The organism is Dactylosporangium sp. NPDC051485, assembly GCF_040682015.1.
Classification (GTDB): domain Bacteria; phylum Actinomycetota; class Actinomycetes; order Mycobacteriales; family Micromonosporaceae; genus Dactylosporangium.
The window spans coordinates 23,754-35,707 of record NZ_JBFAZW010000016.1; the positions used below are offsets into that span (position 1 = coordinate 23,754).

An 11,954-nucleotide genomic window follows, 5' to 3' on the forward strand; every position below is an offset into this window, starting at 1 on the left:
CGCATGACAGCGCCGGCCGAGCACATGCTCGCCATCCTGGAAGCCGAACGGGAAATCTACCGGACCTTCGTGCACTTCTTTCATCTTGTCGACACACGACAATACGAGCGGGTTGCCGAGGAATGCTTCACCCCGCACGCCGAGATCGAATACCACGTGCCAAATCTCCACAGATTCAGCGGACGTGACGCATTCACCGGATATCTGCTGGCGCACGTCGAGTCGCGGTCGCAGATGGTCGCCCACGTCATCGGGCAGCGAGTCATCCACTGGAACAACGGTCAGCCACACCTCGAGGCATATGCCACGGTGTGGCACTGGCACACCGCACACGCGATGAAGGGTGTACTGCGTCCCGCCGACTGGACGACCATCGGACACGTCGCGGACGACTTCGAGCGCGTCAACGGGCAATGGCTGATCGCTCGCCGGATCGTGACCCCGGTCGGCGGACTGGTCGCGGCCGGGCGGACGCCGGCGCCCGGCACATCGGCGTAGCGCGGCTGCTGCCTATCGCTGCCGGCCGCCATCGGTTTCGCCGGTCGCTGTCGCGTACGCCCGCAGGAAGGTGTCGACAGCCGCGGTCGATATCGTCCGTACCTCGGCGGCGGGAACCTTCCGGGTGCCCATCCGCGATCGCTCCTCGGCCGGAACGGTCAGCAGCCCGAGGAACTGCTCGGCGGCCAGCACCGGGTCGCAGGGGCGTAGGTACCCGGATACGGCGAGCCGGGCGAACCTGTCCGCGATCGCCTCGCTGAGCCGGCCAGACGTGCGTCCCGGCACCAGGTCGATCAGGTCGGGAAACCGGCTGATCTCGGCAAAGGTCAAATACCGCAGCGCGCGGGAGCGATCGTTACAGCACACCAGCAACATGCCGTAGGCCGCTTCCTCCATGGCAGCCCGTAGGTCGTCGCCGGGATTTCGCAGCCGGTCAAGGGCGGCAAGGTTCTCCGCCAGAACCGCCTCCGCGGTGCCCGCCATCGCCTGCAGGAACAGGTCTTCCTTGTCCTGCAGGTGCTTGTACACGGTCGGCTTGGCGACGCCCGCCACGTCGGCGATCTCCTGCACGCTGGCCCGCTCGTAACCCTGGGCGGAGAAGACCGTGAAAGCCGCGTCGAGGATCGCCTCCCGCTTGTCGATACGTCCGCGTGAGGCGGTCGATGCGCTCATCCGCGCATCCTATCGTGCCGGTGGGCCGAACCCGCCGCGCTGATGCAGCATCCCGATCCGTTGATACTTACCAAACAGAACAGTATAGTGAACCGACCGGTAAATCACCTCGTAGGGGACTGGAATGAAGAGAGCCGGCCTTACTCCGCTTGAAATCCTCATCGCGGAGCGCGAGATCTATCAGACGCACTTCCGGTTCTTCCGGCTCGCGGACTCCTATGAGTACGAACGCCTCGCCGAAACCTGCTTCACCCCGGACGCGTACATCGAGTACACGATTATGCCGGGTCCTCCCCAGCGCTTTCACGGACGCGAGGAGTTCGCGACGTTCATGCTGGCGGGCGGACGTCGTCCCGGGGCCGCGGTTGCCCACGTCGCCGGGCAGAGCAGTATCGACTGGAGTTCGGGGCATCCGCACCTGTCCGGCTATGCGACAGTGTGGCACTGGGCAGCGACCCGGAACTTGCGTGGTGAGCATCGACCCGCCGACTGGACGACCATCGGCCGCATCGAGGACGACTACGAGTTCCTGGAGGATCGATGGCTGATCTCCCGGCGACGCATCTCTCCGGCGGCCGGCCTGGTCGCCACCGGCGCGGCGCCCGGGCTGGGACGCCCGACCGGCCGGTGACGACAATCATCAACCTCCACCCGCGCTGACCGAGTCGGCGGACGCGTGAGTGACCCGGTGGACCGGCTACCGCGCGCCGACTGACGGTTGACACCACCGGGCCCGGCGACCCGGCGCGGGCTGCTCGACGTGCTGTTCGCACGAGGTCGGGGTGCCCGGGAGGGCCGGTCCGTCAGTCGCGGGCATGGCCGGCCTCCAGCGCCTGGTACAGCGCCCGTGGCGGCGGCGCCGCCGGCAGCGGGGCGGTGCCGGGCGCCGCGCAGGCCTGCAGCAGGTAGCCGGCCAGGCGGTGCCCGGCGGTGGCCAGCGCCGGTGTGTGCGAGCGGGCCACCCCGCCGGAGGCCATCAGGAACAGCGGGAGGTCGTGCGGGGAGAAGTCGGCGCGCAGCCGCCCGGCGGCCTTGGCGCGCGACACCACCCGGATGAAGTCGCGCAAGGCGCGCTGCCGCTGCGCCTCGAGCCGTTCGACGCCGGGGAACATCGTGGTGAGGACCTGCGCGAAGCCCCGGTCATGGCAGGGGATGCGGCACACGTACCGGATGAAGTCGCAGAACCCCTCCCAGGGGTCCACGGCGGCGGCCGCCGTCGCGGCGGCCTCGGCATAGGCGGCCATCGCGTCGTTGAAGGTGGCCGCGACCAGGTCCTCGCGCGTCGGGAAGTTGCGCATCAGCGTGGCGATGCCCACGCCTGCCCGCCGCGCCACGTCGCTCATGGGCGCGTCGATGCCCGACTCGGCGAACACCTCGGCCGCCGCCGCGAGCGCCCGCTGGCGGTTGCGCTCGGCGTCCGCGCGCCGCGGCCGGGCCGTCGCGCCGTCGCCACCGGATCCATCCGCCGTCCGTGTCACCAGTCGTACCGCCAGTCAATTGGAAGTGGTCTTCCACATATGCTACCTTGGCCTAACTGGAAGGCCTCTTCCAGTTATTTCGAGATCTGGAGCATCCCATGTCCATCCCTCAGCCCGACTCCCGCATGCGCGAACTCGACTTCTTCGTCGGGTCCTGGCACGCCACCGGCCGGTTCCACGACACACCGTTCGGCGCGGCGAAGCCGATCGAGATGAGCATCGTCGGTACCAGCGAAGACCGCGGCTTCTGGACGGTCGTGCGCACCGAGGAGCTCGCCACCGAGAGCAACCCGGCGCCGTTGACCGCGCGCTACCTCTGGGGCTACGACGCGGCCGCCGGCGAGTTCGTCGCGGAGTGGTTCGACGGCAACGGCGGCCGGGCCACCCAGCGCTCCACCGGCTGGGACGGCGACCGCCTCGTCTTCCTCGGCACGATGACGATGGGCGGCCACACGGTGCCGCTGCGGGACACGTTCACCCGCACCGGGCTGGACCAGTACCACCACATCGGCGAGACCGACCTCGGCGCCGGCTGGCTCGCCGTCGACGACGAGGACGTTACCCGGATTGCCGATCCGCGATGACCGTCGAGATCGGCGTGGCGACACTGTCGGACCGCCAGCCGCGCACCGTCGACGGGACGGCCGTGCCGGAGTCCGCGCGGATGGCCCAGATCGTGGCGCTCGGCGTGCAGGCCGAAGAGGCGGGGCTCGACCTCTTCGGCGTCGGCGAGCACCACAGCCCCGACTTCGTCGTCTCTTCCCCCGTGCCAGTGCTGGCCGCGGTGGCCGCACGCACCGCTCGCATCCGGTTGACCAGCGCGGTCACGGTGCTCAGCGTCCACGACCCGGTCCGGGTCTATCAGGACTTCGCCACGCTCGACCTGCTCAGCGGCGCCCGGGCGGAGATCACGGTGGGCCGCAGCGCCTACCCGGATCCCTTCGCACTGTTCGGCGCCGACATCGAGCGGTACGACGAGTTGTTCGCCGAGAAGCTGGCGCTGCTGCTGCGGCTGCGCGCCGAGCCGGTGCTGTCCTGGCGCGGCGCGCATCGGCCGCCCATGTTCGACGCCCGGGTGACCCCGCGGAGCCTGCAGGACCCGCTACCGGTGTGGGTCGGCGCGGGCGGCACACCGTCCAGCGCGGCCCGCGCCGGTGAGCTCGGCCTGCCGCTGATGCTCGGCTACCTCGGTGGGACGCCCGAGCATCTGCGTCGCCTGGTGGACGTCTACCGCGCGGCGGGCCGGCGGGCCGGCCACCACGACAGCCTCCGCGTCGGCGTCGCCGCGCACTACTTCGGCGCGGGGACGCCGGCCGAGGCGGCGGCGACGTACCCGTACTATCGCGACTTCCTGCGCCCGAAACGGCCGGGCAGCCCCGGCTACGTCGTCTCGCCCGAGGCGTTCGCCGACGGGCTGCGGCCCGGCAACGCCCTGATGATCGGCACGGCGTCGCACGTGACGGAAAAGCTGCGGCAGCTGCACGAGGTGATCGGCTTCGACCGCGTCCTGCTGCTCATCGACTGGGGCGGGCTGCCCGCCGCATCGGTGCAGGAATCCCTGCACCGCCTCGGCACCGAGATCGCGCCCGCCGTGCGCGCCGCGATCGGAAGCCCTGTAGGAGGATGACCATGGACTTCGAGCCGCTGTCCCCGCACAACACCACCGTTGTCCTCGTGGACTACGCCGTGGGCTTCGCCAACCTGCTGCGCTCGCACGAGCTGCGCGAGCACATCGCCAACGTCGTGGGCCTGGCCCAGGTCGCCAAGCTGTACGGCAGCGGGCTCGTCGTGACCAACGGCGAGGCGTCGAAGCCGTCCGGCCCCCTCTACCCCGAACTGCTCGAGGTCATCGGCGACCACCCGGTCATCGAGCGCAGCACCGCCTTCAACTCCTTCCTGGACCCCGCCTTCGCCGAGGCGGTGCGCGCCACTGGGCGCCGCAAGCTGCTCGTCGGTGGGATCGCCACCGACGGCTGCGTGCTGCAGACCGTGCTCGGGGCGTTGCGCGAGGGCTATGAGCCGTACGTGGTCGTCGACGCGACCGCCAGCCTGAGCCGGGAGGCGCACGACGCGGCCGTGCAGCGGATGGCGATGGCGGGTGTCGTACCGGTGACCTGGTGGTCGGTCGCCGCCGAGTTCCAGCTCGACCCGCGATTCGCCGACGCGCCCTACCGCACGCAGCTCATGACGGCGTACCAGCCGGCCATGACGATGGCCGGTCGCACCTTCTTCGCCGGGGTGAACCAGGGCAGCCGAAACCGCTGACGGCTGCCCGATGGCCGCAGCGTGAGTGGGAGAGGGGTTCAGGTGGACGGGGCGGCGCGCGATGCGGGCGGCGGTGGCGGGACGGGGCGCTCGGCACCCCACGGCGTGCACTGCCTGCGGCCGCCGGGTTGCTGGAGGCATGCCCGCACGCGCGAGTGCCGGTCGGCGGGGACCATCAGCGTGGGGAGGTACCGGCCGGTCGAGGCGGCGTCGCGCACGGTCGCGGCCTGGCTGTGGCCGTTCTGGTCGAGCACGAGAACCTCGTCGCCGACGGTGGAGTGGGAGACGCGTGCCCAGGCCGCACCGCACCGGTCGCTGATCCTCAGCTCCACGTAGGCGTCGCCGGCGCGGAGGGCGGCGTACGAGACGGCGTCGATGTCACAGGCCATGGCGTCGGCGTCCGCGCCGTCACACTGGGCGCCACGGCAGCCCACCGTGACGGCGAACGGCGCCGACGACTCGGGCCGGCCTTCGCCGAGTGAGCGGATCAGCGCGACCGTGCCCGCCACGGCGGCGACACCGACGACGGCCGCGATCGCCATCCGCCGCCACGACACCGCCGCAGCTAGCCGGCGGACCGGCCAGGCACCCGTCGCCTCGGCGGCCGGCGGCGGGTCGGGCTCGACCGCCACCACGGCCGGTCCGGTCGGGGCGTCCTCGGCGCGCCGGCTCCACCGCTCCTCGGCGTGTTCCCACAGCGCCACGAGCCGGGCGGACGGCTCGTCCACCAGTCGCGCGAGCGCCTCGATGGCGTGCCGGGGCGGCAGTGCCCGTCCGTTGAGGTATCGCTCCCACGACGACTTGCTGTATGCCGTCCTGCCGGCCAGCGCCGTCAGGCTCAGCCGGGAGCGGTCTTTCATCCGTCGCAGCTCGCCGACGAGGTGGGCGACCTCGGGCGCGAGCGTGCCGTCCAGCGGTCGCCACGGTCCGGTCACGCGCGGAGCAGAACCCAGGTCTGCGGCCCCACGATCCCGTCGACGACCAGGCCGTTGGCGCGCTGGAGGTCCTCGACGGCCTGCTCGGTCTGCTTGCCGAACAGCCCGTCGATGCGGCCGGGGTCGAGTCCGTGGTGTTTGAGCAGGCACTGTACCTCGACGACGTCCTGACTGCCGCCGTTGAGCGCGACCAGCCGGTCGGAGGTGTCGCTGTGACCGCCGTAGAGGCGCCCGTCATGCGTGGCGTACGTGCAGTCGTAGCCGGTCGGCGCGGTATCGGCGGCCGGTCGTGACGGCGTCGACCCGCGCGGAAGGAGCAGCCACACGACCGTGCCCGCCACGGCGATCACGGCCAGGCCGGCGGCCGCCGCGAGTGCCGGCCACCGCCGTCGCCGCCGCCCTACGACGGGCGCCGCTGCGGGCGCCGGGCCGGGCCCGTCCTGCGGCAGTGGGGCCGGCGGGTCACACCGATCGGCCAGCTCCCACAGCGCCAGCACATGGGGGAGATCGGCGTCCGACAGGCGGCCCAACGCCTCCACCGCGGACCGTGGCGGGCGGGTCGTGCCGTTGAAGTAGCGCTCCCAGGACGAGCGGCTGTAGGGCGTCTTTCTGGCCAGCGTCGCTGTGGAGATCCCGATCTTGTCCCTGAGCTCACGCAGCCGGACGGCAAGCTGCCGCGCCTGGGGGTCAAGCCCCTCGGGCAACGGCTTCCATCGCGCCACGGCACATCCCCATTCACCCACCACACGGCAGCGCGTCCGGACAGCGGTGACGGTCCGCCCCCGCACCGCTGGCCCGGTGAACCACGGTTCAGCCTGCGTAGCCCGGCCAACCACACGGTGCCAACAATTGTACCCGTAACATCAGCAAACGCCGATGTCATCGCATGGAATATGTGACGGACGATGGCGGTCGGCCGCCGCGGGTGTCGCGCTTCGCGGCCGGACCACCCGGGACAAACCCCGCTCGACGGGCCCCGGTCTCGACCGCGGTCGACGAGGTGGACGCAGTGGGACCTTCTCGCCGCCGCGCCTGCGGCGTCGCCGGATCACCCGGTCGGTCGTGCCGGTGCGCGAGCGCCAACCTTCAACGGGCGTGTACGCGTCGTGCCTCAGGTCACGTGGCCGTGTTGTCACCTTCGTGTGCGGCGGTTCGTCGTAGCGGCGAGCGAAGTACGCCAAACAGATGGAGAAGAGACATGCCCATGAATCGCAGGCGGGCGCTTGCCGCCGGACTCGGCGCGGCGGCGCTGGTCAACGCCGGGCTCCCGGGCGTCGACTCGGCGGCGGGCCGGGCACCGGTGCCCAGCGATGCGGAGCTGGCCGGGTCGTTGGCCGGCGGGTTCGGCAGCTTCTACGCCGATGTGAACGGCACGCGGCTGCACTACGTCTCCGGCGGCCAGGGCGAACCGGTGTTCCTGCTGCCGGGCTGGCCCGCGACGTGGTGGACCTACCGCAAGGTCATGCCGATCCTCGCGGAACGGTACCGGGTCGTCGTGCCCGATCTTCGCGGCATGGGCGGCTTGGCCCGGCCGCTCGGCGGGTTCGACAAGAAGACCATGGCGCGCGACATCTATGCACTGGCGCGCAAGCTGGGCTACGAGTCGGTGAACATCGCGGGCCACGACATCGGCGCGATGGTGGCGTTCAGCTTTGCCGCCAACCACCCCGACGCCACCCGTAGCGTGGCGCTGCTGGACGTCCTGCACCCCGACCGGGGATTCTACGAGTGGCGCCTGATCCAGCCGCCCGGCGGCGGGGTCAACATGTGGTGGATGGCCTTCAACCAGGTCGATGGCCTGCCGGAAGAGCTGCTGGCCGGGCGCGCGCGGCACCTGATCGACTGGCACTACGGCATCGGTCTCGTCGACCAGTCCAACGTCTCCGACCGCGACCGGGCCGTCTTCGCCCACGCCTACGACACCGCCAACGCCATCCGGGCGGGCAACGGCTGGTACAAGGCCTTCCAGCAGGACATCGCGGACATGGACACCTACGCCAAGGTGACCGCGCCCCTGCTCGGCCTCGTCGCACCCGCCACACTGCCGTGGTTCCAGGCGACGCTGCCGAACGTGGCGACCGACGTGCGGGGCATCGTCACCGTCGACAAGGCGCTGCACTGGCTCGCCGACGAGGACCCCGAACTCGTCGCCCGGTCCCTGGCCGCCTTCTTCGGCTGACCGTACGCCCGCCCGGACCAGTCCCGCCGCACCCGGCGGCCGGACGTCAGATGCGCGAGACCGCCTGGCGCAGGTGGCTCACCGGGAGTTCCGCCGCGACCATCCGATGGCCGGCTTCCACCTCATGCGGCGACACCTCAGCGGCGGCCGGGTCGCTCATCGATGAGCCGGCCCGGCCGTGGCGGCGCATGACGCCGAAGCCGATGCTGGGTACGTCGCTACGGCGCGCGGCTCGACGACGCCGAACTGTAGGAGCTCGTCGGGGGCCGGTCGACGTCGCGTGCGGCGCCGGGTACATCGAGTCGGAACCGCCCGACGAGGGCCGGCTGCGCTTCACCGCCATGGCGGTCGTGCGGCTGCCCCGACCTGGACGGCGAACCGGCGTCTAGGTCCGCCGGCACCCCATGGTGGCGCCGCCTGGCCCGCCAGGTCGTCCCACGGCGTAGCGTCCGGTCGGCCCGGGCGCGTTGCGCAGACCTAGAGTCGTTGAGGTACAACAGGCGGTCACTGGTTCGATCCCAGTGCCGGACCCTACCCGATGAGTTCACCGATCAGCCGGCCGAGTTCGGCGGGGGCTTCGGTGTGGGCGAGGTGTCCCTGGCCGGGAAGCATCGTGGTTCTGGAACGCGGCAGGTGCCCCACGACCCGCTCAAACGCTGGACCGTAGGGTTCGACGCCCCGGTTGTGCTCGCCCAGAATCAGTTCAGCGGCAACCTCTGCCCAGCTTTCGTGCGGGCGGAAGGCGTTCAGTGCGGTCAGTTCCTCGGCCAGGGGCTCGGACAGTCGTCGCAGGACCGGCCAGGCGGGCGTGGTCCGCAACGTCTCGACGCGTTCCTTGGGAAGCCGTGAGACATCGAGGTTGATGATCTCCACGCGTCGGTCGGGATCCGCTTCTCGCAGGGCGGGCAAGGCGTCGCGGCCGAAGGGGCCGAGCACCGGCTCGTATCCGACGATCCCCTCGATGCGTTCATCGCGTGCGGCGGTTTCCAGTGCGATGGTGGCACCGTAGCTCCATCCCACCAGCGTCACCGGGGCGCCGAGATGACCGATCCACGCCGCGGTGTCGGCGACCTCGGTCTCCATCGAGTACCCCTCACCCAGCGGGCCGCTGGACGAGCGGCCACGGCGGTCAAGGATCAGCACCGGCTCGGGACGCGTGATTGCCTCGACCACCGGGACGAAGGACTCCGCGTCGGCCATCACACCCGGCACCACCAGGACCGGACTGCCTTGTCCCGGCCGCCACAGCCCGTGCAGTTGCACCCCGTCCCGTTGGATCGAACGAGATTCCATCACGTCCACGCACCTTTCTGGAGTAAACGCTCCTGATTTCAGGGTAGGTCGATTTCTGGAGCGACTCAATTAGAATTGCCGCCGTGAGCATGAGAGGACGACCACGTGGCTTCGATCGCGATGCCGCGCTCCTGACCGCGACCCGGCTGTTCTGGGCACGGGGGTACGACGGCACATCACTTTCGGACCTCACCGCAGCGATGGGCATCTCACCCTCGAGCTTCTACGCCGCTTTCGGGGACAAGAAATCCCTGTTCGCCGAGGCCGTGCAGGGATACATGCAGCGCTACACCGCGATCTACATCGAAGCCGTCCGCAGCGAGACCGCCCGCGAAGCCGCCGAGCGCATCCTGCGAGACTCCGCCGACGAGTTCACCGACGAGAACAGGCCGATGAGTTGCCTGGTTGTCAGGGCCGCGATCCAAGGCGGCGCCGACACCATCGACGTACGCAAGACCCTTGAAGAACATCAGCGGGCACTCGCCGCGGTGCTCGCTGAACGCATCGATGAGGACAAGAAGGCGGGCAGGCTCAGCGCCGATGTCGACGCGGCCATCCTGGCCGAATGGGTCAGAACCCTCTGGGAAGGGCTGTCGAACCAATCCAACGCCGGCGTGCCCCGGGTGCGTCTGCACGAGATCATCACCCTCGCCATGCGCGGCTGGCCTCGCTCCACCTCGTCGGCCGGCGATCGGGAGTAGTCGGGTTGGCCGTTTTCCAGTTGGCTGATCTGGGGCGAACCGGCCTGAGGGTGGGTGGGCGAGGGGTCCGTCGATGAGGTCGGCGAAGGCCTGTTCGACGACGGCGTGACCGCGGTAGGTCAGGTCGGCGTCCACGGCGGGTTCGGTGGTGTCGGTGGACCCGCCGGCCGGCGGGGCCTCACCCGGGCTGATCCACGGCCGAGCCCGCCAGGCAACACCGAGTCTGTATTTCGAGGCCGACATCGGCGCGCTGATCACCGCCGCCGGGCAGCTGCCGCGCCCGCTCGGGGCCGCGACCTACCACGCGCTGATCGGCCTGCCCGCGGTCACCGGGATGCGCGTCGAAGCGGCGATCGGACTCGACCGTGACGACCTCAACACCGACCACGAGCGCTCCTGGTGGCCATGTGCCAGCCCGGGCGTGCATGGCGCCGGATCTGTTGACAGCACGGATACAGCATCCTACATTGACGCTATCGTGAACGATCGTTCGTATATACGAACAAGACTCCGCACTTGACCTTGCACTGGGCGCGTGGGCGCAACCGGTGCAAGCGAGGGCGGTCATTCCTATCGCAGCGTTGCGTTCGAAGGAGATGTCCAGTCGTGGCGATATTGATGAAAAATCGGCTGTATCGTGCTTTAGGGTGCGCCGCTCTCGTCGGCACACTGACGGTGGCCGCCTGCAGTAGTCCTGGCGGCGGAGGCACCCAGGCTGCCGGATCGGGGCAGTCGTCGTCCGCGCGTCCATCCGTGTCGCCGCCATCCGGTGAACCGATTGTCATCGCGACTGTGAGTCAGGATTCTGGCGCTCTGCCGACCCCGCAGACCGCCGACGGAATCGAGGCGTGGGCGCATGAGACGAATGCGAAGGGCGGCCTCGGCGGCCGTCCGATCGAAGTTCGGCGGTGTGACGATCAAAACAATCCGACAACGCACCAGCAATGTGCTCGCAAGGTCATCGCCGACCCGTCCGTGATGGCGGCCATCGGCGGTCTGTCCAGCAACGCCGGATCGGTTGGCGTACCCCTGTACGACCAGGCCGGGATGGCGTACATCTGCCCGACGCCGATCACCGGCGGCGAAATGTCGTCGGCGAGCAGCTACTGCATCACGGGTGGACCGTTCGTCCTGTTCGCAACAATCGCCAGGTTCTTCGAGAGTCAGGGAAAGCGGAGCTTGGCCGTCGCCCTGTCGGATAGCGCCAGCGGACACGCTACCGCTCCACTCTTTCAGAAGATCGTGGGGCCAGGAATGAAATTCACCCCAATTTATGTGCCGTTGAGTGCGCCGGACATGACGCCGGTCGCGACCGCACTCATCGCGGCCCGTCCGGATGCCATCGCGCTCTTCACGGTGCCGAGCACGACGATTCCCATTCTTGCGGGGCTCCGTTCTCTGGGGAACTCCGCGAAGATCGCCATCTACTCCCAGGCAACGACACCGAAGGACCTGGCTGATGCCGGTGCCGCCGCCGACGGTGTCTACTTGACCTCGAACTTCCCTCCCGTTTCGGACGTGAAGACCGGCAGCGCTCTGCGAGAGGGTCTGGCCGCCACCGGACACGCAACCTCGATCGGTGACTCCGCGCTGAGCGGCTACCTCGCCGGTGTCATGTTCGAGACGGTGGTAGCGGCCATAGGTCCTGGAAATCTGACCAGGAGTTCGATCCTCAAATACCTCCGCAGCACGCCGATATCAGGGGTTCCGGATTTGCCGGAATTGCGACTGCCGAGTTCCAATGCGCCGTTTGGTTTGACGTCAGTCGCCAATCAAGCGGGCTATCTGCAGAAGGTGCAGGGTGGAAAGCTCGTCGCCGGATCTGATCGGATCACCCCTTCCCTGGCCGCCGAGTAAAGATGGGGATCCAATGGAGTTCCACCCTGTCGCGGTCCTCTCTGCGGGTGGTGTGATGAAGGGCTTCCCGCCGAGC

14 protein-coding genes are annotated in these 11,954 nt (G+C 69.5%); 9 read left to right on the forward strand and 5 right to left on the reverse strand.

Annotated elements, in window-relative coordinates; translation table 11 throughout:
* Positions 1-3: 3 nt before the first annotated feature.
* On the forward strand, positions 4-498 hold the full coding sequence (locus AB0M46_RS11645) for a nuclear transport factor 2 family protein (RefSeq protein WP_363334977.1): 495 nt from the start codon (positions 4-6) through the stop codon (positions 496-498).
* Positions 499-510: 12 nt separating this feature from the next.
* On the opposite strand, the gene AB0M46_RS11650 is transcribed toward AB0M46_RS11645, so the two are convergent.
* Positions 511-1,170 (reverse strand): TetR/AcrR family transcriptional regulator, encoded by a 660-nt coding sequence (locus tag AB0M46_RS11650; RefSeq protein WP_363334979.1) that lies wholly within the window; start codon positions 1,168-1,170, stop codon positions 511-513.
* Positions 1,171-1,294: 124 nt separating this feature from the next.
* On the opposite strand from AB0M46_RS11650, the gene AB0M46_RS11655 reads away from it, so the two are divergent.
* Complete coding sequence (locus tag AB0M46_RS11655) at positions 1,295-1,801, forward strand: nuclear transport factor 2 family protein (protein WP_363334980.1); 507 nt, start codon at positions 1,295-1,297, stop codon at positions 1,799-1,801.
* Positions 1,802-1,973: 172 nt separating this feature from the next.
* Here AB0M46_RS11655 and AB0M46_RS11660 read toward each other — a convergent pair whose 3' ends face one another.
* A complete protein-coding gene (locus AB0M46_RS11660; protein WP_363334981.1) occupies positions 1,974-2,648 on the reverse strand; it encodes a TetR/AcrR family transcriptional regulator in 675 nt (224 codons plus the stop codon).
* A gap of 98 nt (positions 2,649-2,746) precedes the next feature.
* Here AB0M46_RS11660 and AB0M46_RS11665 point away from each other — a divergent pair, with 98 nt between their 5' ends.
* Genes AB0M46_RS11665 through AB0M46_RS11675 form a run of 3 tightly spaced genes read left to right on the forward strand, consistent with a single transcriptional unit; the run spans position 2,747 to position 4,913 of the window.
* The gene (locus tag AB0M46_RS11665) at positions 2,747-3,232 is read left to right on the forward strand and encodes a hypothetical protein (protein WP_363334983.1); all 486 of its coding nucleotides are present in this window, start codon (positions 2,747-2,749) and stop codon (positions 3,230-3,232) included.
* A complete protein-coding gene (locus AB0M46_RS11670) occupies positions 3,229-4,275 on the forward strand; it encodes an LLM class flavin-dependent oxidoreductase (protein ID WP_363334985.1) in 1,047 nt (348 codons plus the stop codon). The genes AB0M46_RS11665 and AB0M46_RS11670 overlap by 4 nt, the downstream gene beginning before the upstream one ends.
* A 2-nt stretch (positions 4,276-4,277) precedes the next feature.
* Positions 4,278-4,913, forward strand: coding sequence for an isochorismatase family protein (locus tag AB0M46_RS11675; RefSeq protein WP_363334987.1), 636 nt, complete (start codon positions 4,278-4,280; stop codon positions 4,911-4,913).
* Positions 4,914-4,951: 38 nt separating this feature from the next.
* On the opposite strand, the gene AB0M46_RS11680 is transcribed toward AB0M46_RS11675, so the two are convergent.
* The gene (locus AB0M46_RS11680; RefSeq protein ID WP_363334989.1) at positions 4,952-5,848 is read right to left on the reverse strand and encodes a helix-turn-helix domain-containing protein; all 897 of its coding nucleotides are present in this window, start codon (positions 5,846-5,848) and stop codon (positions 4,952-4,954) included.
* On the reverse strand, positions 5,845-6,570 hold the full coding sequence (locus AB0M46_RS11685; RefSeq protein WP_363334991.1) for a peptidoglycan-binding protein: 726 nt from the start codon (positions 6,568-6,570) through the stop codon (positions 5,845-5,847). The genes AB0M46_RS11680 and AB0M46_RS11685 overlap by 4 nt, the downstream gene beginning before the upstream one ends.
* Before the next feature lie 476 nt (positions 6,571-7,046).
* On the opposite strand from AB0M46_RS11685, the gene AB0M46_RS11690 reads away from it, so the two are divergent.
* Positions 7,047-8,027: an alpha/beta hydrolase gene (locus tag AB0M46_RS11690; RefSeq protein ID WP_363334993.1), complete on the forward strand. Its 981-nt coding sequence runs from the start codon at positions 7,047-7,049 to the stop codon at positions 8,025-8,027.
* A 531-nt stretch (positions 8,028-8,558) separates the two neighbouring features.
* Here AB0M46_RS11690 and AB0M46_RS11695 read toward each other — a convergent pair.
* A complete protein-coding gene (locus AB0M46_RS11695) occupies positions 8,559-9,320 on the reverse strand; it encodes an alpha/beta hydrolase (protein ID WP_363335163.1) in 762 nt (253 codons plus the stop codon).
* Positions 9,321-9,409: 89 nt separating this feature from the next.
* Here AB0M46_RS11695 and AB0M46_RS11700 point away from each other — a divergent pair, with 89 nt between their 5' ends.
* The 3 genes from AB0M46_RS11700 to AB0M46_RS11710 all read left to right on the forward strand — a co-directional run bounded on the left by AB0M46_RS11700 (position 9,410) and on the right by AB0M46_RS11710 (position 11,878).
* A complete protein-coding gene (locus tag AB0M46_RS11700) occupies positions 9,410-10,021 on the forward strand; it encodes a TetR/AcrR family transcriptional regulator (protein WP_363335165.1) in 612 nt (203 codons plus the stop codon).
* 145 nt (positions 10,022-10,166) lie between these two features.
* Complete coding sequence (locus AB0M46_RS11705; RefSeq protein WP_363334995.1) at positions 10,167-10,541, forward strand: hypothetical protein; 375 nt, start codon at positions 10,167-10,169, stop codon at positions 10,539-10,541.
* A gap of 86 nt (positions 10,542-10,627) precedes the next feature.
* Positions 10,628-11,878, forward strand: a complete 1,251-nt coding sequence (locus tag AB0M46_RS11710) for an ABC transporter substrate-binding protein (protein WP_363334997.1) — start codon at positions 10,628-10,630, stop codon at positions 11,876-11,878.
* Positions 11,879-11,954 lie beyond the last annotated feature (76 nt).